Origin of the sequence: Selenomonas sp. FC4001 (assembly GCF_000701565.1) — a bacterium.
GTDB lineage: Bacteria > Bacillota > Negativicutes > Selenomonadales > Selenomonadaceae > Selenomonas_A > Selenomonas_A ruminantium_B.
This window is the reverse complement of sequence record NZ_JNJF01000004.1, coordinates 67,348-91,506: the sequence shown is the minus strand read 5'-3', so window position 1 is coordinate 91,506 and position 24,159 is coordinate 67,348. Positions and strand designations below refer to the sequence as shown.

The following is a 24,159-nucleotide window of genomic DNA, read 5'->3' as shown; positions in this document are numbered from 1 at the left end:
CATTACGCGACATTACGGAGATGAACATGATGAATCAAAAAAATAACTACCAACTGCTGTCTCTTGATATGGATGGGACTCTGCTTAATTCTGCCAAACAGATTCCCTGCGAAACAACGGCGGCTATCCAAGATCTGATGGAACGCGGTGTTGAGGTCGTTGTCGGCACGGGACGTGGTCTGGCAGAGCTTGCTGACTACCGCAACGCCTTTCAAGGCATGCACTATGGCCTGCTGGTAAGCGGCGGCCTGATTTATGACTTTCAGCAGGAAAAGCCTTTGACATTGCATGCACTCTCTTTAGAACAGTGCCAGCGCTTATTAGAAGCAGCCGCCGATGAAGATGCTATGGTACACATCCTTACCGTGCATGATTCCGTCGCCCGCGAACAAGATATTTTTCATATGGACGATTTTTCCATGAGCGTCTATCAGGATATGTATGAACGCATCTGTGACAGACAGGATGATTTAGTCCGTTACGTTCAGGAACACGCCGATGAAATTCTCAAAATCAACCTTTACCATCGCTCTACGGCATCGCGTGAACGCAGCCGCCAGCGCCTTGCAGGTCTTGGTATGAACCTAGTTCTTGCCGAAAAAACGGGGCTGGAAGCCTCCCCCGCAGGCATCACCAAAGCCAGCGGACTCAAAGAACTCTGCAAGCTGTTGAATATCCCCCTTGCCGCCACCGTTGCCGTGGGCGATGCTCCGAATGATTTGGAAATCTTGCAAATAGCCGGACTATCTGCCGCCATGGGAAATGCCACCGACTCCATCAAAGAAATCTGCGATGTTATCGTAAGCGACAATGACCATAACGGCGTTTTGGAGGTAATCCGTCGCTACTTTTTATAATCCGGCCGGATTCCGCGCATTTTATCAGCAGGAACTGCTTCCCAAAACCGGATGCTTTACCTGACGCAAGGCCCGCACTCGAATAAGCCGCAGGGCTTCCGACAAATCTACATCAGAGCGCTGCCCGTTGTTTTCGTAAACACACAGGGGATTTTCCACGCCAATTTCACTGGCCGGCATATATACATATTCGCAGGTGTTATTATCTCCGAAGATAACACCTGTTTTTAATTCCGCTATGGCAATCATTTACGTTTCTCCTGTTCTGCTTCCTTCACTGCGATAGATTCCAACAAATCGGCAAGGGTGACCTTCTTAAAGTCAGCCAGCATATGTTGTCTGACATCTTCAAGCCGTTCCCCTAAAACCCCATGAATATTCCGCCCCACAGGACAGGCCGGATTGGGATTCTCCTGAAAATGAAATAAGTCTTCATCTTCTTCCACAGCCTGAAAGACATCCCACAAGGTGATGTCTTTCGGGCTTTTTGTAAGTTTTGCCCCACCGACTCCAGCCGCCACTTCCACGAGACCTGCAGCTTTAAGCTGGCCTAATGTCTTGCGGATAATGACGGGATTGACATTGACACTGCCTGCCAAAAAAGTAGATGTGGTCTTGTACTCATTCTTGAACCGCTCGATACAAAGCAATATATGCGTTGCTACCGGCAGACGAAACGAAAACTGCATGAAGGAACCTCCTAAGAACCGTTATTTCTTACTATAATGTTGTAGCTTATCATATTACATCACTTATAAAATGTCAATCTTACCTGCTGCTATGCCTTTATGGCTTCCACTGCGAAAACTTTAGAAAAAGATTCATTGTAACTGTTGACATTACATCGCCAAAATGTTATCATCTCATTGTAAGCGATGTTGTTACAATGTTTTTAGGAGGAATTTAACATGGCAAATTTTAGTAAAATCAGCGTGGCAAATGATGCAAGAACGGAATTGCATGACAAATTAAATCTGACGGGAGCAGAAATCAGCGTCAACAACCTGCCTGCTGGAGCAGGTGTTCCCTTTGTACACTATCACAAGAAAAATGAGGAGATTTACTTCATCACGGCCGGCAAAGGCACTGCCGTAATTGACGGGCAGACCGTAGAACTTTCTGCAGGTGACTGGCTGCGCATTGCCCCGGCAGCACGGCGTCAATTCGCAGCAGGTGCCAATGAGGGCATCAGCTACATCTGCATTCAGGTACGAGAAAATTCTCTGGAAGAATACACCGCTGATGATGCTGGCATTGAACAGTAATTTTTCATAAACAAAAGCCATCAATAAGCACAGATTTTATCGCTCTGCCTTATTGATGGCTTTATTTTATTTCACTTCGATATCCAATATCTTTTCAATGGCGCCAGGCTTTTCCTGAAACAGTTCAAGCACGAGCCCGTCTGGAAGCTGCACCCATTTTTCCGGCTTGCCCTCCATAGGATGTACGCCTTCATAGGCCAGCATTTCCTGCAAAGCAGACTTGAAATCCTGCACCACAATGCCCAGATGATGTCCTCTGCCCACCGCCGGATTTTCCGGGGCCGCAACCAGCTGTAAGCCTCCTTTCAGCCACACCTGCTGCAGCACGCCGTCCTTTTCCTTCCGCCTTGTCTCGGTCATGCCCAATACATTCTGAAAAAATTTCAGGCTCCACTCAATATCCGCTACGGTCACTGCCGCATGTTCCAGATAAGAACACTTATTTCCCAACCCAATCTCCTCCTTACATTATCGATTACCAAGGATATTCGCCCTCGCCTGACAGTTTACCTGCTTTTCCTAGCCGAGCAAATTTTGCTGAATGATTCCCAACACTAAACCAGCCACACCAGTAGCAGCCAAAAGCTTTATCACACCAATTTTTCTGCGCACAGCTACCAAAGAGACCAGCAGGATGATTACACCCAGCGGGTCAATGGTAGTCAAGTCGTCCGGCAGAGTTTCCTCATTCCAAAGAGCCAGAACCACGAAGCTGATGCCAGCGGCGGCAATCAGAGCCACCACGGCGGGACGCAGGCCATTGAGAATGCCGCGGATGGGCCCGATATCGCCATATTTGAAAAAGAGATTTGCCAAGACGATTCCCAGAATAAGGGACGGTGTACAGAAGCCTACTGTCGCACAAATGGCACCGGGAATCCCGGCAATCTTCATCCCCGCGAAAGTGGCGGCGTTAATGCCAATAGGCCCCGGCGTCATCTGGGAAATCGTAAAGATGTCCACAAATTCTCCGAGACTCATCCAGCGATAAGTATCCACCACGGCAGCCTGAATCAGCGGCATCGAAGCATAGCCGCCGCCCACACAGAAAATGCCGACTTTGGCAAATTCCCAGAATAAGGTCAAATAAATCATGCGCTTTTCCCTCCTTATTTCCCATACTCCGCACTGCGCAGGAACAGCAAGCCCAGAATTCCGTCAATCACGACCAGCAGCATGATGTTGACATCAAAAAAGAAATTGGCCACAAAGGTTCCCGCAATAATCGTCAAGGGCCAAAGAAGTCTTTTCTTCCACTGCTTCTGCAACAGGTCAATTGCAACATTGACAATCAACGCCGTAGCCCCGCACTGCATCCCCTTCAGCATATAGCGTACATAGAGATTGCTTGCAAACCAGTCATAAGCACAGGAAATAACGGACAGCGTGATAAGGGGCGGCAGGATGGTAGCCGATAAAGCCGTCAATGCTCCGCGGATACCGGCCATGCGGTATCCCAGAATGATGGACGCATTAACCGCCACCACACCGGGCATGGACTGGGCGATAGACACCAAATTCAAAGTTTCCTTGTCATTCAGCCAGCCATATTCGTCCACATACTTAGCCCGCAGCAGCGGAATAATCACAAAACCGCCTCCTACCGTAAAGGCACTGATAAGAAAAGTGGATTGGAAGAGCTTCCAATAAAAATTTGGACAGGCAGCTGCCATCGATTTCATTTCCTCATGGGACATTTATTGTTCCTCCTGATTTGTTGCGCCATTTGCTGCAATGTTCATACCACAAAGCGCCGTCAAAAATTCTTTGCCGATTCTGGAAAGATTCGTATTGCGCCGCCAGACAGCCGCAATATGCGTTTCCAGTACCGGCTCATCAATAATCTTGATATGAAGCTTATCATGGGCAGCCAGTTCCACGGCCGAAAGTGGCGCAACGCCAATTCCTAGACCTGCATTGGCCCAAAGGATAGTCGTACGTGCATCATCATTGCGGCAATATATCTCCGGCTCTATCTGCTTTTGGTCAAAGACATCCTGAAGCAAGTTCTGGAAGCGCCGATAGATAATCAGTGGGCGCTTGTCGAGTTCTTCTACAGTAATCTTTTCCTGCCTGGGGCACCAGTCCAGCTCAGCTGTCATAACCGCAGCCATCGGTTCCGTATTCAGGAACTGGCAGTTAAAGGGACTAGTATTGAAGGGCGTGCGTACGATGCCAATTTCAATGATGCCCTTCTCCAGTTCTTCAATCAGCTGATATGTATTGGCATCATGAATTTCAAAATGAACATTGCTGTACTCTCGATGGAATTTCTGCATGCCCGGACTCAGCAAAATGCTGCCGGACGAAGATATCGTCCCGATGGAAAGAGTTCCCTGCAGACTTTGATTAAGCTCGTCAATCTCACGGACGGTATTGTCTGCCATATCCAAAAGCTGCTGGGCCCGCCGCGCCAGCAAACGGCCCGGCTCCGTAAGTTCAATATACTGCGACCCACGTTTGAACAACTGAGTACCCAGTTCCTTTTCCAACAGTTTCATCTGATGCGATAACGGCGGCTGTGTCATATTCAGCTTCTTGGCAGCGGCGGTAATCTGCTGCTCATTGACAATGGTCATAAAATAATGCAGCTGTTTCAAATCCACTGTTTTTATCTCCTTTATATATTTTTTATATATTATTTACCGTTAAATATATTTTTTATATCTACAACATCATATCGCTATGGTTTCTATTTTGCAAGTTTTTCTATAAAAAAATCCCGTTGATCAGTCAAACTTTGACTAGTCAACGGGAATGCAAAGCATTGCCATACATTTAGTAATTAGCTTTCAAGCAAACTTTTCCCCAATTCATAAGCCGCTGCACATTGCTTGGGGAACATTTCCTCACGATAGGCTGCTTTGGCTTTGGGGTCGAATATCGAGGACTCATATTTGTCATAGTCGCTAAACTGCGTCGTATTGTACGCATAAAGCGTCTTGGTTTCCGCCCGCAGGATTTTGCGTTACGCCCATAATCAATAGCCTGACAAAGCTATGCGCCCTGTCAGGCTATTTTTAGCGTTTGATTTCCTGATATTCTGCCACTCGGCCTACGCTGAAGTGGAGAATCCATTCCGGGCGTTCCGTAATCGGGGTCCAAAAGCCATAAGCCTTGCCCTGCGGGCCTTCATAAGCCACATGTACGGACTTATTTTCATCAATCGCCTTATTGCACAAGCAGCCTTTATGGTCTTCGGGCTTGCCGATGGAGGAACACTTTATCCCTGCCGTTAAGCCCAGTTCTGCTGCTTTCTTGTTTACGGCGATAATCTCTCGGCTCCGCTGGGTGATGGTCACCGGTTCGGGAAAATAATCCCACATAATATGAAACGCCTGAATTACTTCCTGATCTGTCATGGTCAAAAGTCCCCTCAATCCTTCAGTTTGAACACTTTCTTCGGCTGGCCGCAGAGCGGGCAGGCAAAATCATCCGGTTCCGCATCCAAGTCGCCTACATGCTCATAGCCGCAGACGGAGCAGACATAGATTTTCTTGCCGGCAGCTTCCAAAAGTCCCGGGCAGTGCTTTTCCAAGATTTTCGCCAATACTACACCATGATGGCCTTCCTGCTTGGCAAAGATTTCCATTTCATCAGCGGCTTCCGCAAAACCTGCCTCGCGGAATTTGTCGGCCATAGCCTTGACCTTCTTTTCACCGCTGGTTTCTGCGCTCATCAGGCCGCGCACGAGCTGCCAGAAATCCTTGGGCAGCATGCCGTTTACTGTCGCATAGAAACCGGCATGGACAGCTTCCTGATTAGCGGCTTCGATAAACTGCTCGGCCACATCATCAAGCCCCTGCTCCTTAGCAAGGCGCGCCAGCGTATAATACATCATCGTGCCCTTAGCTTCGCCCAAAGCCATCATTTCTGCCATTTTCTCCAGCGGGGTCCCCTTCGTAATACCATGTAAGCTCATGTCCATCTCTCCTTATCTACATAATACACATTACACACATTTTTTATAACAGCTTTTCGATTGCTGCCGTCATAGCAGACGGGCTCGTGGTCGGCTCATAGCGTTCCACTACATTGCCTTCGCGGTCAATGAGGAACTTGGTGAAGTTCCACTTAATGCCATCGTCTTCCAAATACTCCGGATAATTTTTCTTGAGAGCATCCAACAGCACTGCGGAAAACTCGTGGTTTTCATCAAAGCCCTTGAAGCCCTTTTCTGCGGTCAGATACTTAAAGAGCGGCTGGGCGGTTTCGCCGCGCACATCGCCTTTCTCGAAAATCTGGAAGCTCACGCCATAGTTGCGGCGGCAGAACTGCTGTACTTCGCTATTGCTGCCCGGTTCCTGCGCACCGAACTGGTTGCAGGGGAAGCCCAGGATTTCCAGGCCCTTGTCCTGATACTTATCGTAAAGTTCCTGCAGTTCCTTGTACTGCGGAGTGAAGCCGCACTTGCTGGCGGTATTGACAATAATCAGTACCTTGCCTGCATAATCCTTGAGGGACTTTTCCTCACCACTGTTGGTTTTTGCCGAAAATTCATAAACACCCATTATTATTCTCCTCTACTGTCTAAAAAATTTTATCCATTAAAGCCCTAACAAAGCGTCAATCTTTGCCTTGTCAAAGCCCAGTACAAACTCTTTGCCATCCGCAGTAATCACGGGAACGACCTCATCATTGGTCAATGCCTTGCATTCTGCCAAGGCGGCTTCATCCATTTCGATATTGCATTCCACGTATTCCACCTGCCGTGATTGCAGATACTTTTTGGCCTTGTCACACCAAGGACAGTTATTAATCGAATAAACCTTAACCATAATTCATTTCCCCTTTCTGATTTGCGCTAAATATTTCTCCGCTAAAATTGCGGCTATCGTACCATCTGCGGCAGCTGTTGTCAGCTGTCGTACTTCTTTATGCCGGACATCACCGGCGGCAAAAACACCTGGGATATTGGTGCGGCAATCTTCCCCTGCCACAATGCGGCCATCTTCGGCCAGCTTGATATCCGCCTGAAACAGCGCCGTATTCGGTGTAACGCCGATATTGACGAAAATGCCATCGATGGCCAATTCTTTCTTTTCGCCAGTCGCTTTATCCAAAACTTCAACGCTTTCTAAGCGCTTTTCGCCTTTCAAAGCTGTCACTTCGGTTTCAAGCAGGATTTCTACTTTTTCATTGCTGCGCAATTTTTCCTGCGCGGATTCATCGGCACGCAGCTTAGAACGATGCAGCAGATATAGCTTCTTGGCGTACTTGGTCAGGAAGTTGGCTGCATCCACGGCAGCATTGCCGCCGCCCATAACAGCAATCACCTTGTCCTGATACAGATGACCGTCACAAAGCTCACAATAGTGCACGCCCTTGCCAGCGTATTTGCGTTCTTCGGGCAGCGGCAGCTTGCGCCGTTCCATGCCTGAGGCGATAATGACGCTGCCGGCTTCGTATATGCAGGACTCAGTTTCCACGATTTTTCGGTCTTCCTGCAAGCTGACTTTCTCTATCATGTCAAACTCGTCTACCACAGCGCCAAAAGTCTCTGCCTGCTGCTGTACGGTTGCGATTAAATCCTTGCCCGCCACATTGGGCAGTCCCGGATAATTTTCAATTCCGGTCGCATTGGCAATCTGACCGCCTACCAGCGCGTTTTCCAGCACCAGCACCGACAAATTCATGCGCCCTGCATAAAGAGCGGCGGTAAGGCCGGCCATACCTGCACCGATAATGACGATATCCTTTTGTATGCGTTTCTTTTCCGTTGGCATCATTATCTCCTTTCTGTACCTCATCTACTACGCTTATGATTATAGAGGCCAATTGTGACCTCTATGTGACTTTTATTCAGTTTTTTGCAATCTTTTTGTGAAAAATTTTATTTCGCTGATATTGGGAGCAAACAGCTTTTGCCACTATCCAGTGGCAGGGCTACAATCATTTCCGTTCCCTTCCCTATCTGGCTTCGGCAGGCAATCTGACCGCCCAACAGTTCCAAAATGCGCTTAACGATGGAAAGCCCCAGGCCATGGCCTTTTTCCTGATGGGATTCGTCACATTGATAAAATCGCTCAAAGATATGCGCCTGCTTATCTTCAGGAATGCCAATGCCTTCATCACGGATGCGCACGCAGATGGAATCAGGCGCAGATTCTCCCGTAATCTGAATGATGCTGCCCTTTGCCGAATACTTGATGGCATTGTCGATTAAGTTCAGCCATACCTGCTTGGTCATATCCGGGTCGCTTTCAATCGATAGCGCAGGCAAATCCAACGAAAACGAAATATCCTTCTTTTCCCAGCGCTCAGCCAACAGGATTACACACTGCCGTATCTGTTCATCCACAGCAATATTTTCGTAACGCATGACAATGGCCTGTGCATCAAGCCGCGATAAACGCAGAAGATTTTCTGCCAGCCGCGAAAGCCTTAGCGCCTCCTCATGTACAAGACCCGTATACTCCCGCCGTTCTTCCTCACTTAACCCGCCTTCGAGCAGGATTTCCGAAAAGCCGACAATGGACGAAAGCGGCGTCTTAAATTCATGGGATACGCTGCCGGTAAAGCCCTTTTGCATATGGTCAATGCTTTGCAGTTCCTTGGCCATGCGGTTGAAATTTGCAATCAGCTGCACGCCTTCCTCCGTACTGACCAGATTTTCCGGCTGGGGCACACGCACAGCAAAATCCCCCTTGGCGATACGCCCCGTGGCCTCTACCACAGACTGCGCTGGACGGATGTAAAAACCGGCCTCCCAGGCCAATAGCAACGCCCCGGAGACAATCGTGAGCAGACTGCAGATAATGAGTGCCGCCGGCAGTTCCAATTGCAGCCCCGTCAGGCTGTCCAACAGATAAACAAACAGGCTGGACACGCCACAGCACAAGGCCAATGTAAGCAAGGTGGTCAAACTGTGATATAGCCGCAGGGGCAAAACAAATTGTTTTCTCATGACGTTTCTTCCTTAAACACTGCCTTATACCCCAAGCCTCGCACGGTTTCAATGGCAAAGTCGGGATTATCGGCAAAGCGGTGGCGCAGTTTCTTGATATGGGCATCCACATTGCGGCTGTCCGTGTCCTTGTCTACGCCCCAAATCTCGTCCAATAGCTCCTGACGGGTAAAAATCTTCCCCGGTTGATTGAGCAGCTTAAACAGCAAGTAAAACTCCTTGGGCGGCAAAGTATCGGTCTGCTCGCCTGTCTGTACCGTCAATGACGCGTAATCAAGCACCGTGCCGCGGATAGTCAGCCTTTTTTCACTCATCAGCTGCGCCCGCCGCAACAATGCCCCGACCCGCAACATGAGTTCCCTCAACTGAATGGGCTTTACCATATAGTCATCCGTCCCCGCGCGGAAACCTTTCTCCATATCCTCCATCTGCCCCTTGGCGGTGATGATTAAGATGGGCAAATCCATTTTCGCCCCGCGCAGGGCACTCGTCAGCTCCAAACCGTCCATACGGGGCATCATCACATCACTGATAACGAGGTCAATATGCTCCCGCTCCATAATATCGAGCGCCTCCTGCCCATCATAGGCCGAAAAGACGTGATACTGCTCCTGTTTGAGCTTTGCACAAATCATGCGGTTGAGATTGCGGTCATCCTCCGCTACCAATATTGAAAACATAAGCCGCCCCCTTCACATAGAAAATCAATTATTCGCCTCAATTTTATTCTCCCTATGTGACTTGTATATGACTTTATTTCGCCCTGCCAATATAAAATCCTGTTTGCGCCTTAAAGATAAATTGCAGTTTGTCGGGGAGTTTAGTTCGTGGGAAAGGTATCCTGTTCATACGTTGTCAGGGGCGAACGGGGAGTAATTTTTCTGTTTTCCGCTAAACGACCCCCTCGTAAAAGAGAACTGTCCAGTTACCTGCGCCGGGCAGGCCAACGGCGCTACTTTCAGCGTATTTGCTTAGCTGATTTCTACCGGGGCCGGCCTTCACTACGTTCAGGCAGTCGCTCCCTACAGAAAAATCACTCCCCGTTCGCCCCAAGTTACGGATTAGACTATCGCCACGAACTCGTCTCTCCCGTAACAAGAACATCGATGTACTTGTTGCTTATCATCGAGGAAAAAAACATTTTATGCGGACGCCGCTTAGGGCGGAGGTGGTGATGCTTTTCGCCGTGGAACGACTGTCCGAACGCAGTGAGGACTGGCCCACAAACGGTAGTTCCTAAAAATTGAGCTGAAAATACGCGCCGCCGGTCTTGCCCGGCGCAGGTACCTAGAAAAAACCAGACTATTGTTGGTGGGTCATTTAGTGTAACGGCGAAAAGTATTACCACCTCCGCCCAAACTGAGCTGTAACAAAAATATTTCAGCACGTACTAACCAACAAACACCTGCAATTTACAGGAAAAAGTCCGCTGAATTTCGTCAGCGGACTTTTTCCTCTCCGAGAATATTTCACCTGGCTCAGCCATTAATGCCTGCCAATTTCTTTTCCAACACCAACACGCCATGACGCACACAGTCATCACAGGCGCAGAGCATTTTCCCAGTGCCTATGCCCTTTAAGTCGCGGCAGATTGTCGCCCCGCCGGACATTTCCTTGAATTCCTGCAGCATATCTTTCGCAATCATCTTGCTGGGCATATCGGATTTGTTTAGCAGGCCCAATGCCATGACCGCTCCACATAACGCGCCACAGGTTCCTTCCATGCCGCCCATACCCGAGCCAAAGCCGGAGCCCATGGCCAGGATATCCTCTGCAGGCCTGCCCAGTTCCTTTTCATAAGCCATCAAAACAGCCTGCGCACAATTGCAACGGTTGTGCTTGTACTCCACGGCTTTTTCTGCCCTTGCACTTATTGCTTCCATCTTTCCTACCTCCAAAATATAATCACAGTTATTACTTGGCTATTTGCTGTTTTTTTCCTCTTTTTTCAAGGGCGAACCCTTCATCGACAGATTTTCCTCGGCGTATGTCTGCAAATCATCGGTGTTTTCCACCACATCTTTTACATAGGATTTGATGTCCTGTTTCAAACCTTCTGTATCAGCTGCGGACATTTCGCCGAGCTTATGGAAATCCTTTTTGTGCTTTGCCGTAAACTCATAGTCATCATCATACTTGCGGAACAGGAGCCGCATCATCTTGCGGCGCAGGAATTTTTCCCGGACGATGTTTTCCCGTTCTTCAAACCAAGCCACAGTCAGCACCACCAAGAGCAAAATCCCCATATAACCGAGCAGCGGATACATATAGGAAACCAGCGTGGTAAAACCGCCGAAGCTGCACACATAACCGAGTGCTGTAATCCCAATCAGGATTTTGCGCTTCTTGCCCAGGTCATCCCCAGCAAAGCGGCAAGCCGTAGCGTAGTAAAGGCTGAATGCGGTATTGAAAATCAGCGCAAAGATTACCACCGCATAGACAAAGGCAAAGGCGGGATGAATGTGATTGACAATCATCAGCATGGGGATTTCCGCATCTTTGATTTTATCGAGATTAGCAAAGAGCGTCATGGCCGCACAGGTGACAATCACGCCGATAATGGTGCCGCCTAAAGCGCCGCCCTTCTCCGCATCGCCAATGCGCACCACTGAACCGCCCAGCACAAACGCCATCGACACGCCGTTCATCGCGCAGAGGGCAAAATAGTTAATTACCGCCAGCCATACATTAGGCATAACCGGCTGCATGGTCCCCGCTACTAAATCAAGCGCCTCATAATCATAGGATTTACCGATAAAGGTATAACCGGCCACCGCTAAAATCATCACGACAATGACTGGCGTAAATACACCCAGCACACGGGTAATCTTGTCAAAATCCAAAAAGGCTATGACAATGACGAGCAGGGAACAAAAAAGCGCCCCCAGCCAACTTGGCAGACCAAACTGCTGCTGCAAATTGGCACCGGCACCTGCCACCATGACAAAGCCGACCACAAAACAGGAAATAATGAGCGTAATATCAATAATCCGATTGATCACCGGATGGGCAATCTGCTCCAAAACCTCCTGATGGTTGCTCGATTGATAATGTGAACCCAAGGTCACAATGATTCGTCCGAATACAACATTCAGTACACCGAGCAGGACTACACCTACCAAACCAATTTTACCGAAACTCAAAAAATACTGCAGCATATCCTGCCCGGAGGAAAGCCCCGCACCGACCAATACGCCTACATAAGCCATTGCCAGCGACAGTGCTTCCTTACTTATGCGTAAAAAGTTCATAAAAGGCCTCCTTCAAAAAATTTACAAGCGATTATAAAATTATATCACATTTAATACATCTTATCAAATATTGTGCACAATTAAAGAACATTCTTCCTGCAGTTATGCATGCGAACAAAAAGACGGCTGAACGTCATTTGACCATTCAGCCGTCTTTTGTAGTTTGTTTATCAGTGGTTCGCTTTATATGCCGCAATGCGTTTGGCTACATTGTCCTTAATATTATTGTAATAGAACGTGTAGTCATCGTCATGGAAACTCTGTGGCCCAAAGAAGTCGGTCAGGGCTATAGGTGCGGCTTTGGCGTTCGTCACGATTACGCCACGAGCGAGATTCACCTGTGCATCTGCACCAATGTTTGTAATCTCATACCTGGCGGCTTTTTCGTTTAACATGAAAGAACCAAGGTTTTTACTTGCCGGCGCGTAGGTTTCATCAATCTTCCAGTTCAACGGATTGATGCTGATGGCATTCGGCAGCAACGCACGGTTGCGGGCGTTCTCCTCCACATTTTTCTTCCCTTCGGTATTCCAGCTGACAATAACGCCCGTGTCGCGTTCACCGGCCGCAAACTTCAGATGCGGGTTCTCCTTGAGGTCTTCTTTCGTGACGGAGAAGCCTATGGCATAGGCCGCCACCATGCGCTTGTAGTAGTCGGGATGCTTCTTGAAGTAGTTCTTCAACACGTATTTGACCATCGCCGAACCCTGACTGTGCCCCGCAATGATGAAGGGGCGCCCATTGTTGTATTTGGTGAAGTAGTAATCGAGCGCAGCGGTTATATCGTCGTAGGGAATGCCGGAAATTGATACCAGCAGCTTTTCCGGGAATAATCCGGAGCATCTCCAGCCACCGTCTGGGCACTCGCTGACGAGCCTGGAAGCATAGACACCATCACCAAAACAGCCACAATTGCAGCCAGCAATGCTTTCCTCATATTTTCCTCCCGCGGAATCGAAAAGACTTCGCTTTCTCCCATCGTATTATTTTACATTCCTGAAATCAGGGAAACGCCCATCCTTATAGAGCGGAGCAATCGTTTTGGAGAGAGCGTATGCCACGCGGAAAGCGTTCAGGTCATCATAGGTATTGCTGACAATCTGCACGCCGACGGGAACATTTTTAGCGGACAGTTCAACCGGCATTGCCACCACCGGATATCTGCTGGCCAGATTCCAAATCGGTGTCAGCATGAGGTTGGTGCTGGAATAGTTTTTCCCGCGCACCTGAGCTGCTTTGTCAGGGGTCGCATCAAGATCGGCGGGGAAATACGGTGTTGCCAGCGTGGGCATGATCAGAGCGATGCAGCCCTTCTCAAAGACCTTCTGCTGAACGTCCCGGTGCAGCTTCGCCAACATCAATTCTGCGTTGACCTGATCCTGCGGAGTCAGCTTGCCTGCATATGCCTCCAGATTCTTCACATACGAGCTGAACTTGTCGCGATGCTTGTCCAAACCGTCGAAGATGACATACATGCTTGTGGACATGAGCCCCTTGAAATAGGTCGGCATGAAATTTTCGGCGCTTACGTCGAGCTCTATCAATTCAACCTGCGCTCCAGCCTTCTTCAATGCCGCGACCGTAGAGTCCATGGCGTGATTGGCTTCCTGGCTCAGACCGCCCTGCAGCCAATTTCTGCAATAAGCGACAGCAACCTTCTGCCCCTTAATCGGAGCGTATTTCTGAGGATAGTCCAGCTTGGGACGAATCGTGGAATGAACTTCCGGGCTGGGACCGGCAATGACATCCTGCATGAGCGCCATGTCGCCAAAAGTGCGAGCCATGGGGCCTAAAGTTTCATAGGTGTTGTCCGACGTAGCAACGCGGCCAAACGGCGGCTTGAAGCCGTACAGACCGTTCATGGCAGAGGGAATGCGGATGGAGCCGCCCATATCGGAGCCAGTGGCCAGCGTGCAGAAGCCAGCGGCCAGCGCTGCGCCGGAACCACCGGACGACCCGCCAGTACCGTAGTAGAGGTTCCACGGATTGCGGCTGACACCGTAGAGGCGTGACCAGGTCATGGGGCTGAGGTACTGTTCAGGTACCGTCGTCTGGAAAACAAAAATCGCGCCCTCTTTGCGGAGCTTCTGAATCATGGCGCCGTCAGCGGTGCATGGCTCATGGTCCTTCAGGAGCAGGGATGCGGCATCAACGCGCCAGCCCTTGACTTCATTCTCGTCCTTGACGCCGATGGTAATCCCTTCCAGTCTGCGTGCAGTGCCATTCCGGTAACGCTCATCGGCTTCCTTTGCCAGCTTCCTGGCCTCGTCAAAGGTGTCGAAGGTGATGGCATTGACCTTGCCGGCATTGAACGTATCCAGCTCATTTACCAAGTCGCGACGCGATACGTTGTATTCACCATTGTACTTCTTCACACGGCTAATCTGTGCCTCCAAAACTTCGCTAGGCGTTGTTTCACCTTTCTGGAACAGCTCTATGAGCTTTACAGCGGGCATGTATGCCAGCTCATCCTGGGAAAACTTCGCCTTGGCAAATACTGTACTTGCGCCTGTCGCAAAGAGCATAATCAGTACGCCTGCCATAAACGCCAAAAGCGTTTTCCTGAAAATAAACCTGTGCATTTCCTATACTCCTTTCTCCTTTTGTGCAGAATCTGATAGAGCGACACGGCCTTAGCTCCACTATTCAGAATTTCCTCACCTCCGCATGCCATATTTATCAAAATATTCTATACATACTTCCCAAAATCCTTCTACTACTAAAATAGTAGATAGACTTTTATTCTATACTTTCGTGGTATTGTCCTTGCCATTGCCTCGGCCTATAATAATTTTTGTCACTTGGGGAAGTGATGACACATACACATGCCTTCAACAGTGGGGAAGCTTTGCAGGTAAAGGAATTACATGATAAAAGCCGCAGGTCTAGTGCCTGCGGCTTTTCGTATGCTCAATCTGCTTTAAGATATTTATTTTTCCGGCACAACCGGTACCAAGAGATAGCTGTCATATTTGCCACCAACATGGATGATGTGTTTGCCCTTGTTGCGGGTTGCCGGTGCCTTGACCGCCAGCTCCGGATGGGCGACTTCGGTATGGTTGCCGCCTAAAGTTTTCATGGCCGGTTTCTCACCCGGTCTAAAGGTATAACCCTCGGCGGGGACGGCAATCTTTGCTATGCCAAACGGCGGTACGCTGTCGGCCTTAGGCGACTGGTAAGCTGCTATGGTCAGCTGCAGTTTTTCACCGGCATGGTATTTCATGCCCATGGGCCAGATGCCAATATCCACAGGCACAATCTCGCCCTTTTTCAGTAAATCCTCACGGGTATGCTTTAAGACCGGCTCAGCAGGCGTGGATTTATGCGTATCCAAGGCCCGCTGGGATACACGCAGATAACCTTCCGAAACCGTGGGCATATGCGTCACGGGGTCAGTGATAACCTTGCCGTCCTTGTCCAGCTTTTGCACCGTAACCTGCAGTTCCATATCATCAGAACCGTCCGCTTCCACATAGGTATGCAGGTTCATATAGCCGGTAAGTTCCGTATCTTTATCAAAGTTCAGCACAAAGTTGACCGCCGGCTGTTTGGCCTGCGTATCGTAGCTGATGATTTGTTCCTGCGCCTCTTTTGCCCCAGCCAATGTTTTTTGACTTGTCAAATACAGCTTTTTATACTGCGTTCTGGCCAGCGGGAATTCCTGCTCGACTCTGTCCACTACGTCTTTATGGCCGGGGTCAAGAACCGACAGGCGCACGCGCGGTGTCTTTTCCCAGTCATTGGCCACACCTTTTAAGTAATGGTCAAAGAACTTGCGCAGGTCCTCCACATGTTCAGGCTGGTAGTAATCGGCCCATTCATTGGTGTTGTGAACGCGCAGCCATTTATCCTTGCTTGGAATCTGTCGGAAACCGGCGAAGGTGCCATGTGTATGCACCGGATTGGTGAAGCTGGCCACGACATAAGCCGGAATGTGGATGTTTTGCAGCTTGGCAATCTTATCCTGCCAGTAGGCATCCAAGAGCGTATGAGTCACGACCATGCGCGGCTGGTCTTCAATGTAATTCTTGCTGGCAAAGGTTTCAAAGATCCCCTCTGGGAATACGGGATTGGGAATGCCGCCGCGATTGGCTGTTTCGCGGAAATGGTCAACAAAGCCTTCCCATGGCGCAATGGCCGCTAAATGCGGCGGCTGTTCGCCGGCAATAAACCACTGCGAAACCGTCAGCCAGGAATTGCCCGACATGCCGATTTTGCCATTTGACCAGGGCTGCTTAGCCGCCCACTCAATCGTATCATAGCCATCCTTAGAATTCTGACTGCCCCAATAGTTTAAGTTACCCTCCGAATGATAGGCCCCGCGGCTGTCGGGATTGATGATGACATAGCCCTGCGCCACCCAGTATGCTGGGTCTGGCGCTTCGAATTTTTCCAAGCCAGAAGTCGCCGCCTGCGGAACGCCCGCCCTTCCTGGAACATCATCGAGCCACTGGCCGCCGATTTCCTTGCCATAAGGACTCCACGCCATAATCGCTGGATGTTTTTCCTCGTCTACTGGGCGGAAAATATCCGTATAGATAACCGTGCCGTCACGCAGGGTTACGGGCACATCTTTTTCAAACAGAATATCGCAGGTCAGCGGCTTAGAACCTTCACGGCGGATGGAACCCGCTTTAAGCACCATCGTTTCCCGTTTTAATTCGGCTGCACGGGCACGAGCCGCCGTAAGCGGCAAGCCCTTACGATAATAGACCTCGACCGTTTCCCCATTGGCCATCTTCTGCGGCACAGTGATGGCCGCCTTTTCCGCCGACACTGCGCCCGGCATCATTACCCCCATGGACAGCGCCGTAAGCCCCAGACAAAGCATTTTCCGCATAGAACCCTTCATCAAAAATAACCTCCCCATGTAATTTGTAATATTTATCTTTATCCCAGGCTATATTATAATACTTTTATATTGATTTGTTAAATTTTCTATTGAAAGGAAGAAGTTATGACTGCCTATGCCTTTTATGAAAGTCCCTTCGGTCTCTTGAAAATCGGCGTTGCCAATGGCAAAGTCATTCTTATCGGTATGGTACCAAAAGCAGATACGGTAAGCCAGCCTACACCTCTTAGCGCAGAAGTCTATCACCAGCTGCAGGAATACTTTGCCGGCAAGCGCACGGTGTTTACCGTTCCGTATGCCTTCCAAGGGACGAGCTTTCAGCAGGTGGTCTGGGCGCAAATCGCAAAAATCCCCTATGGCAGGACCGTTACCTATAAGGACATCGCGCAGGCTATTGGAAAACCGCGCGCCTTTCAGGCAACAGGCCGAGCCGTAGGGGCGAATCCCTTGGCCATCCTCATCCCCTGCCACCGTGTTGTCGGCAGCAATGGCGAGATGACCGGCTATGCGTATGGGTTGGAGATGAAGAAAACTCTGCTGGACTTAGAATCCACATCCAGCATCACTTGTCATAGCACTCTTTCTCATAGATGACGTATTCCATGAGATATTCGATATGAATACCGGAGTGCGTTTCTCCGGCCTCCCATGTATCCATGATGCGGCGGAACACAATGGGGAAATCCTCCTCCGAAAGATTCTGCAGAATCACATAGAACTGATTGGCCTTGTAGCGAAGTATCATATCGCTTTTCCGCAGTGCATCCTGCAGACAGAGGTCAAATTTTTCCACAGCGTCTGACAGACTGTACGGGCGCGCCTCAATATTTTCTTCATCCGACAGGATGAACAGCAGTTTCACAATCATACCGCCATAACGCTTGTAGAACTGGCGCAGGAAGTGATAGATTATGGAGAATTGCTCCATATCCATCGAAATAGGCCCGCCTCTTCTATGCCAGCCTTCCACCATCTGCGTGATGCGGGCAAATTCCTTTTTGATATCATTGCTTTCCGATAAATCGGTTTCGCCCTCCTGACCGTAAAGGCGGCTGCCGTTCTTGCCCGTTTGCTTCACCTTATAAAGAGCACTGTCGGCAAGCGGGAAAAGCATTTCATAGTCCCGACCATGTTCCGGCACCAAAACTGCACCCAAAGAAATGCTCAGCGGGATTTCAAAGTCCTTCCCGGCCAGAGCAATGGCCTCATGGAGCAGTTCATCATTGAGCCTGCGGTGCAGACTTTTCAGCGCAGCTTCATCGTTCATGTTGCAGAAAAAACCCATGAACTCGTCCCCGCCAATTCGTACCATAACATCCTGCGCGCGGATGTTACGCCGGACAACATCGGCAAAAGCCGTTAAAAACTTATCCCCCATATTATGACCATACAAATCGTTGACCAGTTTGAAATTGTCGAGGTCCAAAATGATCAGCATGCCCGCCCGCTCCGAACAGAGCTTCGTCAAGCGCAAGGTTCCAGCGGCTTTATTCAAAAAACCGGTCAGCTTGTCAACAGACGCTTCCTCTTTCAGAAGTTCAAGTTCCTGGGTATGCTTGACGGCATTTAAGATGCGCCGAATGAGAATTTCCTTATGAACGGGTTTGCGAATAAAATCCGCGGCGCCCTGTTCAAAGCTGCGAATCTCCGCCTCACTTGTCTCCATGCCGCTTAAGAAAATGATGGGCGTGGGTTTGCGCCCCTCTTTTTCTTCCATGCGCCGCAATGCCTGATACGTTTCAAAGCCGTCCATCTCCGGCATCTGTATATCCAGCAGAATCAAATCCGGTGTATTTTTTCCCATATATTTCAAAAGATCCCGCCCGGAACGCAGACAGGTGACCCGCATATCCTGCTCCCGCAAAATGCGTTTTACATGTGTCAGCGTCATGGCATCATCATCAACAACAACAATCCAGACTCCCATAGTTATCTCCCTTCTCCCCCTTTAATGATTAAGCAAGGACAAAATGGTTTCGTATTCAAAGTGTTCGACCGCTTGTTTAATCTTTTTATAGAGTTCAGCCTCCGTCTCCGGGATGCGGTAATCATCCATCTCGGCGATAATCTCTTCGAGACGGTCGGAATCCATTTCTTCTGCCGCGGCCAGCAGTTCTTCGTAGACTGCTTCCATAAGCTCCATATCCGCCTCGGGTTTCTCATTTTCCGCCGCCAAGAGACCTTCTTCAAAGACTTTCGCCAACTGAACCTTAAATCCCCGATACGTCTCGATGAAGTTTTCATGATGCGCCCGAATATAGTCCATGTTCCCGGCTTTGCCGGCATTTTCCAGCAGCTGTGCTTCTTCACCGAATTCTTTGGCGCCGATTATTCTTGCCGAACTCTTAAGCGCATGCACCTTGATGGTATAGTCCTTGAGATTTCTGTCCGCATAAAAGCCCTCGATAGCCGGTGCCATTTCATCAATGGAGTCATAGAAAATCTTCAACAGCGGCAGATAGGCCTCGACCGAGCCGCTGTTCTTTATGCCAATGCTAAGATCCAGCCAACCTGCGCCCTTCAGCGGTGCAAGGCAATCCGGAAGCTCCAAATTCTCCTGCTCCATGACTTCTTCGTGCCCAGCCGCCCGCAGTTTTTCTTTGGGCAGATAGGCCAGCAGCATCTTCTCAAGCCTGTCGGTGTCAATGGGCTTGGTCAGATAATCGTTGAAGCCAGCCTCCATATACTGCTCCCGCGCCCCGGAAATGGCGTTGGCAGTCAAGCAGATTACCGGCGTAGTAAAGTTGGGGCCGTCTGCCTGTTTCTTTAGCTCATGTAGCGTCTCCACGCCATCCTTGCGCGGCATCATATGGTCAAGAAAGATGATATCGTATTTTTTATCCTGCGCCAGCAAGAGACCCTCGTCACCATCGTTAGCCGTATCAACCTGCACCCGGGTCTGCTTTATGAGGCTCTTAAACACCGTCAGATTCATGGGGTTATCATCCACCATCAGCACCAAGGCCTCCGGAGCGGTGAATTTCTCATGATATTTCTTGTGCCCTTTGAGCAGCGCCTGATAGGATGCCTTGTAATCGCCCAGTGGCTCCCATTTGACAACACGCTGCCGCAACTTGAAGGAGAAGGTCGAGCCAACACCGTAAGTGCTTTCCACCTGCAGAGCTGAACCCATCTTTTCCAACAGATTTATCGTGATGGCCATGCCCAGCCCCGTGCCTTCCACATTGCGGTTACGCTTTTCCTCAATGCGTTCGAACTTAGAAAACAGCTTCTCCATATCCTCCGGCTTTATGCCGATGCCGGTATCCTTGACCGTCACACAGAGCTCTACGTCATTCGGCTCCTCGGGAATGCGCTCAAAACCTACAGCCAGCGTCACACTGCCCTTTTCCGTATATTTGACCGCATTGGTCAGGATATTCGTAATGACCTGCTTGACGCGGACTTCGTCACCAAAGAGCCGCTTGGGCGTCTCCTGATCGAAATCCAGCAAAAGCGTCAAGCCCTTGGCATCCGCCCGCGTATGAATCATATTGACCAAATCGTTCAGCATGGACGAAAGATCATAATCCACAGGGATGATTTCGAGCTTGCCTGCTTCGATTTTGGAAAAGTCGAGGATGTCGTTGACAAGCCCCAAGAGCGTATTGCCCGCATTGCGCAGGTTCTCGGCATACTCGATTACGTTTGGCTCGTGGCTCTCGCGCAGAATCATTTCATTCATGCCCAGCACGGCATTGATAGGTGTACGGATTTCATGAGACATGTTCGACAAAAATGCCGACTTCGCCTCATTGGCTAAGGCCGCACTCTCCGCTTTCTGGTTGAGTTCCTGCGCCAGCCGGGTCTTTTTTTCGTAACGGGTCATGATGACCATCAATATGGAAACCACCAGCAGCAGCACGAAGATGGTCAGCACGAATGTTCTTCTGAGCTGTGCAAAGGTGGACGTTGCATCAAAGACCGACACGCATTGCCAGCTGTTCGCCACCGGCATCGTATAGGCAATGTACTCGGCATCACCAAAGCGGAACGAAAAATACTTTTCATCGGCAGAACGCATCTTGTCGATAAGCGCCCGGCCAAACGTCCCTTCCTCATTGAGATAGCATTTCCCCACTTCGGCCTTGTCCGAATGGGCTACCACCTGATACTTGCGGTCCATGACAATCTCGATATCCGATTCACCATGGACAGCCAGTTCCTCTGTTATCGTCTGCAGATGCCCCAGAGAGAAATCCATCGCGGCCACGCTTTTGACATCACAGAGCGACTTGGATAAGGTAATCATCATGGTATGGGTTTGCGCATCAAGATAGGGGTCCACAACGGCCACATGACCGATGTTGGCCATTGCGCCGCCATACCAAGGGCGTTCCTGCGGTACAAAACCAGCATGGGGAGTCCACCCGGTGCCATCGAGAAAATCATCCTGCACGATCGCATACAGGCCCATTGAATTCCCCCCCGAGATGTGCTCGATGGCGCCTGACTGATTCAGCAAATAATCGCGCATTTCCGCATGGGATTTCCCCTTGCGAATCATGTCATCGAGGGTGCAGGATGCCACGCGTATGATATCAACACCGGTGGACAGGTAATCGTTAATCTGACTGGCTGACCTGGTGGCGACCAGTTCCTGATTTACAATGATTTTCTGCTTCATTTCGGACTGAAGCATGGCGTAATAAGCCATAACCACCATCAGAAAAAACAGGATGATAATCGTGGTCATGTCTACTCTCTTCAGGACGGAATTCACTTTTTCTTGTTGTTTTGCATCCATCTTCTTCCTCCTGACAGAGCTTACCGGACAATCATAATATCGCTCTCAAACCACTTTTGAGAGATTTTCCCTAAGGTTCCGTCAGCTTTCATTTCACTAAGAATTTTTTGTACCCTGCTGCGTAATTCTTTGTCCTCTTTCCGAAAGCCCAAGGCCAGGTTCTCTTCGCTAAGGCTGTCGTGAAGGAGAAAATACCGCTCGCTATTAGAACGAATGAAGTAACAGGCGGCCAGCGAATCCACGAGGCCGGCATCGCATTTCTTTTCTTTCACCTGCTGGAGAACAGCCATATTGTCTGGCAGCGGAACGACTACCGCGTCTGTGCAAAGGTTCGATGCATGAAAGGCATCATATGTCGTGGAGCCGACCTGCATCCCAATCACTTTCCCCTTGAGGTCATGCATCCACACAATACTGCTGTCACCACGAATGACAAAGACGAGATTATCTTTTACATAAGGTTCCGTCAGGCTCATATGCTCCTTCGCCTGAGGAATTACAGACATACTGCCCACGCAGTCAATTCTGCCACTAGCGAGTTCCTCTTCCTTATGCTTCCAAGCGATGGGACGTACCACGCATTTAACGCCCAAGCGGGCGCAGATTTCACGGGCCAGGTCAATGTCCACCCCGACAAATTCCCCGCTTTCATCGGTAAAGCTCATCGGCGGGAAGGTGTCATCTACGCCAAAGACAAGCTGTCCGCGGTCCATTACCGTTTGCAAGGAAACGTCCTGCGTGTGGGCGGTATCACGCGAACCATTGTAATAGGCAATAATAGCCAGCGGCAGCAAAGCTGCACAGGCCGATACAATCAACAGGTACCGCCATTCCTTAGACAGGGGCTTTTTCGCCGCTGCTTCTACAGCCTGTCCCTTTTGCGCCTCATAATCCTTCACCATCCGCCGCAGTGTCAGCGAAAGGAGCAGCAGGCCAATCAGGTTTGGGAAGGCCATCAGGCCGTTGAGCGTGTCCGAGATATTCCAGATATTGTTCAGGAATTCATAGCCGGAGGCATCCGTCAGGTGTTGACCGGAAGCACCAACGATAATCATCACAATCAGCAGCAGTTTCATGACAGCCTTGAACCGCACACCAAACAGGTATGTCACGGCCGTTTCCGCGTACCAGTACCAGCCCAATATCGTTGTGAACGCAAAGAGCATCAGCCCAATGGAAAGAATATACTTGCCAGCCGGCCCGAGCGCAAACTCAAAGGATTGGAGCACGAGCTGCGCCCCCGTAAGTTCCGGAAAGTACGTCATTGTACCGGTCACGAGAATAGCCAGCCCCGTTATGGTACAGATAACAAAGGTATCCAAAAACACCTCAAATATTCCATAGAAGCCTGTCCGAACAGGATGAACACTATCCGCCGTGGCATAAGCCATCGGAGACGAGCCCATCCCGGCCTCATTGGAAAAGACGCCGCGGGCAATGCCGCGTTGAATAGCTTCCATCACGCACCAGCCTGCTACACCACCTGCGACCACTGTAGGTTCCGGATGGAAGGCCATATGGAAGGCATTGAGGATAACCACCGGAATTTGCGTCCAATAACTCAAAATCAGAATGCCGGCGCCCACCGTATAAAAAACGACCATGAAGGGAACGACGAGCAACGCTACACGGGAAAGGCTGCTGAGTCCGCCGATGATGACCAGACCAACCACACCTGCCATCATCACACCACTGTACAGGTGGTCCACATTCCAGCCCATGAACAGCACTTCCGCTACGGAATTAGCCTGAACTGCTGCCCCCATCCCCAAGAAAGCCAGCAGCGCAAACAGTGCAAACAGAACCGCCAGAAACTTGCCAATGTATTTCCATACGCCGCCCCACGCACCGAGGCCATACTCCAGTACATACATCGGCCCGCCGCGCCAATCACCATTTTCATCCTTTTGGCGATAATGAACAGCCAGCGTAATCTCTGCAAACTTGGTACACATGCCAAAAAAGGCCGAAATGAGCATCCAGACAAGTGCCCCGGGTCCCCCCAGGTGCAATGCTGTCGCTACCCCGGCCACATTGCCGGTTCCCACCGTCGCGGCCATCGCTGTAGCCATCGCTGCAAAAGCGGAAATGGCATTATCATCTTCGCTTTTCTTTCTAAAGCTGAATACTTCGGCTAATGCCGGGAAGAAATAGCGGAGCTGGGGCAGTCCGAGCAAAATCGTCAGATAAATACCTGTCCCCACCAGCCAAGTAAGACCGGGAGGGCCCCAGACAAAGTGATTGACCACTTCGTTTATTTGCATGATTTCATCCATCTAT

The 24,159-nt window shown here is 49.9% G+C and carries 25 protein-coding genes; 3 read left to right on the top strand and 22 right to left on the bottom strand.

Annotation, left to right across the window (positions count from 1 at the left end):
- The first annotated feature begins 26 nt into the window (after positions 1-26).
- Positions 27-857 (top strand): HAD family hydrolase, encoded by an 831-nt coding sequence (locus T320_RS00465; RefSeq protein ID WP_197019335.1) that lies wholly within the window; start codon positions 27-29, stop codon positions 855-857.
- Positions 858-881: 24 nt separating this feature from the next.
- Here T320_RS00465 and T320_RS00460 read toward each other — a convergent pair whose 3' ends face one another.
- Both T320_RS00460 and T320_RS00455 read right to left on the bottom strand, forming a co-directional pair.
- Positions 882-1,106 (bottom strand): hypothetical protein, encoded by a 225-nt coding sequence (locus tag T320_RS00460; protein WP_026760830.1) that lies wholly within the window; start codon positions 1,104-1,106, stop codon positions 882-884.
- Positions 1,103-1,546: an Rrf2 family transcriptional regulator gene (locus tag T320_RS00455; protein WP_037351892.1), complete on the bottom strand. Its 444-nt coding sequence runs from the start codon at positions 1,544-1,546 to the stop codon at positions 1,103-1,105. The genes T320_RS00460 and T320_RS00455 overlap by 4 nt, the downstream gene beginning before the upstream one ends.
- Before the next feature lie 219 nt (positions 1,547-1,765).
- On the opposite strand from T320_RS00455, the gene T320_RS00450 reads away from it, so the two are divergent.
- Positions 1,766-2,122 carry a cupin domain-containing protein gene (locus T320_RS00450; RefSeq protein ID WP_037351890.1) on the top strand — a complete coding sequence of 119 codons (357 nt, stop codon included), beginning with the start codon at positions 1,766-1,768 and terminating at the stop codon, positions 2,120-2,122.
- Positions 2,123-2,188: 66 nt separating this feature from the next.
- Here T320_RS00450 and T320_RS00445 read toward each other — a convergent pair whose 3' ends face one another.
- From T320_RS00445 to T320_RS00370, 17 genes are all read right to left on the bottom strand, one after another.
- Positions 2,189-2,572, bottom strand: coding sequence for a VOC family protein (locus T320_RS00445; RefSeq protein ID WP_037351886.1), 384 nt, complete (start codon positions 2,570-2,572; stop codon positions 2,189-2,191).
- A gap of 69 nt (positions 2,573-2,641) precedes the next feature.
- Positions 2,642-3,217, bottom strand: coding sequence for a chromate transporter (locus tag T320_RS00440; protein WP_037351884.1), 576 nt, complete (start codon positions 3,215-3,217; stop codon positions 2,642-2,644).
- 14 nt (positions 3,218-3,231) lie between these two features.
- Complete coding sequence (locus T320_RS00435) at positions 3,232-3,819, bottom strand: chromate transporter (protein ID WP_037351882.1); 588 nt, start codon at positions 3,817-3,819, stop codon at positions 3,232-3,234.
- Positions 3,820-4,728: a LysR family transcriptional regulator gene (locus tag T320_RS00430; protein ID WP_037351880.1), complete on the bottom strand. Its 909-nt coding sequence runs from the start codon at positions 4,726-4,728 to the stop codon at positions 3,820-3,822.
- 414 nt (positions 4,729-5,142) lie between these two features.
- On the bottom strand, positions 5,143-5,484 hold the full coding sequence (locus T320_RS00425; protein WP_026760837.1) for a hypothetical protein: 342 nt from the start codon (positions 5,482-5,484) through the stop codon (positions 5,143-5,145).
- A 14-nt stretch (positions 5,485-5,498) separates the two neighbouring features.
- Positions 5,499-6,044: a ferritin family protein gene (locus tag T320_RS00420; protein ID WP_026760838.1), complete on the bottom strand. Its 546-nt coding sequence runs from the start codon at positions 6,042-6,044 to the stop codon at positions 5,499-5,501.
- A 43-nt stretch (positions 6,045-6,087) separates the two neighbouring features.
- Positions 6,088-6,633, bottom strand: a complete 546-nt coding sequence (locus T320_RS00415; protein ID WP_037351877.1) for a glutathione peroxidase — start codon at positions 6,631-6,633, stop codon at positions 6,088-6,090.
- Between the two features lie 36 nt (positions 6,634-6,669).
- Entirely contained in the window at positions 6,670-6,900 is a 231-nt protein-coding gene (locus T320_RS00410) for a glutaredoxin family protein (RefSeq protein WP_026760841.1), read from the bottom strand.
- A gap of 3 nt (positions 6,901-6,903) precedes the next feature.
- The gene (locus tag T320_RS00405; protein WP_369793418.1) at positions 6,904-7,851 is read right to left on the bottom strand and encodes an NAD(P)/FAD-dependent oxidoreductase; all 948 of its coding nucleotides are present in this window, start codon (positions 7,849-7,851) and stop codon (positions 6,904-6,906) included.
- A 104-nt stretch (positions 7,852-7,955) separates the two neighbouring features.
- Positions 7,956-9,029 carry a HAMP domain-containing sensor histidine kinase gene (locus tag T320_RS00400; protein ID WP_037351873.1) on the bottom strand — a complete coding sequence of 358 codons (1,074 nt, stop codon included), beginning with the start codon at positions 9,027-9,029 and terminating at the stop codon, positions 7,956-7,958.
- The gene (locus T320_RS00395; RefSeq protein ID WP_037351871.1) at positions 9,026-9,709 is read right to left on the bottom strand and encodes a response regulator transcription factor; all 684 of its coding nucleotides are present in this window, start codon (positions 9,707-9,709) and stop codon (positions 9,026-9,028) included. The genes T320_RS00400 and T320_RS00395 overlap by 4 nt, the downstream gene beginning before the upstream one ends.
- A gap of 798 nt (positions 9,710-10,507) precedes the next feature.
- Complete coding sequence (locus tag T320_RS00390; RefSeq protein WP_037351870.1) at positions 10,508-10,912, bottom strand: C-GCAxxG-C-C family protein; 405 nt, start codon at positions 10,910-10,912, stop codon at positions 10,508-10,510.
- Between the two features lie 39 nt (positions 10,913-10,951).
- The gene (locus tag T320_RS00385) at positions 10,952-12,280 is read right to left on the bottom strand and encodes a YkvI family membrane protein (protein ID WP_037351868.1); all 1,329 of its coding nucleotides are present in this window, start codon (positions 12,278-12,280) and stop codon (positions 10,952-10,954) included.
- Between the two features lie 170 nt (positions 12,281-12,450).
- Positions 12,451-13,062 carry a DUF3089 domain-containing protein gene (locus tag T320_RS00380; protein ID WP_231465825.1) on the bottom strand — a complete coding sequence of 204 codons (612 nt, stop codon included), beginning with the start codon at positions 13,060-13,062 and terminating at the stop codon, positions 12,451-12,453.
- Positions 13,059-13,217, bottom strand: a complete 159-nt coding sequence (locus T320_RS14890; RefSeq protein ID WP_231465809.1) for a hypothetical protein — start codon at positions 13,215-13,217, stop codon at positions 13,059-13,061. The genes T320_RS00380 and T320_RS14890 overlap by 4 nt, the downstream gene beginning before the upstream one ends.
- 46 nt (positions 13,218-13,263) lie before the next feature.
- A complete protein-coding gene (locus tag T320_RS00375; RefSeq protein ID WP_051608507.1) occupies positions 13,264-14,862 on the bottom strand; it encodes an amidase in 1,599 nt (532 codons plus the stop codon).
- 347 nt (positions 14,863-15,209) lie between these two features.
- The gene (locus tag T320_RS00370; RefSeq protein WP_051608506.1) at positions 15,210-17,132 is read right to left on the bottom strand and encodes a CocE/NonD family hydrolase; all 1,923 of its coding nucleotides are present in this window, start codon (positions 17,130-17,132) and stop codon (positions 15,210-15,212) included.
- A 105-nt stretch (positions 17,133-17,237) separates the two neighbouring features.
- Here T320_RS00370 and T320_RS00365 point away from each other — a divergent pair, with 105 nt between their 5' ends.
- The gene (locus T320_RS00365) at positions 17,238-17,726 is read left to right on the top strand and encodes a methylated-DNA--[protein]-cysteine S-methyltransferase (protein WP_037351866.1); all 489 of its coding nucleotides are present in this window, start codon (positions 17,238-17,240) and stop codon (positions 17,724-17,726) included.
- On the opposite strand, the gene T320_RS00360 is transcribed toward T320_RS00365, so the two are convergent.
- From T320_RS00360 to T320_RS14765, 3 genes are read right to left on the bottom strand one after another with little or no spacing between them, the layout of a single operon-like run.
- A complete protein-coding gene (locus T320_RS00360; RefSeq protein WP_037351864.1) occupies positions 17,695-19,059 on the bottom strand; it encodes a GGDEF domain-containing response regulator in 1,365 nt (454 codons plus the stop codon). The two genes, T320_RS00365 and T320_RS00360, sit on opposite strands and share 32 nt — an antisense overlap.
- A gap of 21 nt (positions 19,060-19,080) precedes the next feature.
- Positions 19,081-21,879, bottom strand: a complete 2,799-nt coding sequence (locus T320_RS13745) for a hybrid sensor histidine kinase/response regulator (RefSeq protein ID WP_051608505.1) — start codon at positions 21,877-21,879, stop codon at positions 19,081-19,083.
- Between the two features lie 20 nt (positions 21,880-21,899).
- The gene (locus T320_RS14765; RefSeq protein WP_072023973.1) at positions 21,900-24,155 is read right to left on the bottom strand and encodes an amino acid carrier protein; all 2,256 of its coding nucleotides are present in this window, start codon (positions 24,153-24,155) and stop codon (positions 21,900-21,902) included.
- Positions 24,156-24,159: the final 4 nt, after the last annotated feature.

What these genes read in the sequence shown, in the direction of transcription:
- T320_RS13745 (WP_051608505.1), bottom strand. Translation starts at nt 21,879, where the DNA reads ATGGATGCAAAACAACAAGAAAAAGTGAATTCCGTCCTGAAGAGAGTA.
- T320_RS00420 (WP_026760838.1), bottom strand. Translation starts at nt 6,044, where the DNA reads ATGAGCTTACATGGTATTACGAAGGGGACCCCGCTGGAGAAAATGGCA.
- T320_RS00400 (WP_037351873.1), bottom strand. Translation starts at nt 9,029, where the DNA reads ATGAGAAAACAATTTGTTTTGCCCCTGCGGCTATATCACAGTTTGACC.
- T320_RS00435 (WP_037351882.1), bottom strand. Translation starts at nt 3,819, where the DNA reads ATGTCCCATGAGGAAATGAAATCGATGGCAGCTGCCTGTCCAAATTTT.
- T320_RS00390 (WP_037351870.1), bottom strand. Translation starts at nt 10,912, where the DNA reads ATGGAAGCAATAAGTGCAAGGGCAGAAAAAGCCGTGGAGTACAAGCAC.
- T320_RS00395 (WP_037351871.1), bottom strand. Translation starts at nt 9,709, where the DNA reads ATGTTTTCAATATTGGTAGCGGAGGATGACCGCAATCTCAACCGCATG.
- T320_RS00440 (WP_037351884.1), bottom strand. Translation starts at nt 3,217, where the DNA reads ATGATTTATTTGACCTTATTCTGGGAATTTGCCAAAGTCGGCATTTTC.
- T320_RS00455 (WP_037351892.1), bottom strand. Translation starts at nt 1,546, where the DNA reads ATGCAGTTTTCGTTTCGTCTGCCGGTAGCAACGCATATATTGCTTTGT.
- T320_RS00405 (WP_369793418.1), bottom strand. Translation starts at nt 7,851, where the DNA reads ATGATGCCAACGGAAAAGAAACGCATACAAAAGGATATCGTCATTATC.
- T320_RS00465 (WP_197019335.1), top strand. Translation starts at nt 27, where the DNA reads ATGATGAATCAAAAAAATAACTACCAACTGCTGTCTCTTGATATGGAT.
- T320_RS00370 (WP_051608506.1), bottom strand. Translation starts at nt 17,132, where the DNA reads ATGAAGGGTTCTATGCGGAAAATGCTTTGTCTGGGGCTTACGGCGCTG.
- T320_RS00410 (WP_026760841.1), bottom strand. Translation starts at nt 6,900, where the DNA reads ATGGTTAAGGTTTATTCGATTAATAACTGTCCTTGGTGTGACAAGGCC.
- T320_RS14890 (WP_231465809.1), bottom strand. Translation starts at nt 13,217, where the DNA reads ATGAGGAAAGCATTGCTGGCTGCAATTGTGGCTGTTTTGGTGATGGTG.
- T320_RS00365 (WP_037351866.1), top strand. Translation starts at nt 17,238, where the DNA reads ATGACTGCCTATGCCTTTTATGAAAGTCCCTTCGGTCTCTTGAAAATC.
- T320_RS00425 (WP_026760837.1), bottom strand. Translation starts at nt 5,484, where the DNA reads ATGACAGATCAGGAAGTAATTCAGGCGTTTCATATTATGTGGGATTAT.
- T320_RS00375 (WP_051608507.1), bottom strand. Translation starts at nt 14,862, where the DNA reads ATGCACAGGTTTATTTTCAGGAAAACGCTTTTGGCGTTTATGGCAGGC.
- T320_RS00360 (WP_037351864.1), bottom strand. Translation starts at nt 19,059, where the DNA reads ATGGGAGTCTGGATTGTTGTTGTTGATGATGATGCCATGACGCTGACA.
- T320_RS00460 (WP_026760830.1), bottom strand. Translation starts at nt 1,106, where the DNA reads ATGATTGCCATAGCGGAATTAAAAACAGGTGTTATCTTCGGAGATAAT.
- T320_RS14765 (WP_072023973.1), bottom strand. Translation starts at nt 24,155, where the DNA reads ATGGATGAAATCATGCAAATAAACGAAGTGGTCAATCACTTTGTCTGG.
- T320_RS00385 (WP_037351868.1), bottom strand. Translation starts at nt 12,280, where the DNA reads ATGAACTTTTTACGCATAAGTAAGGAAGCACTGTCGCTGGCAATGGCT.
- T320_RS00450 (WP_037351890.1), top strand. Translation starts at nt 1,766, where the DNA reads ATGGCAAATTTTAGTAAAATCAGCGTGGCAAATGATGCAAGAACGGAA.
- T320_RS00415 (WP_037351877.1), bottom strand. Translation starts at nt 6,633, where the DNA reads ATGGGTGTTTATGAATTTTCGGCAAAAACCAACAGTGGTGAGGAAAAG.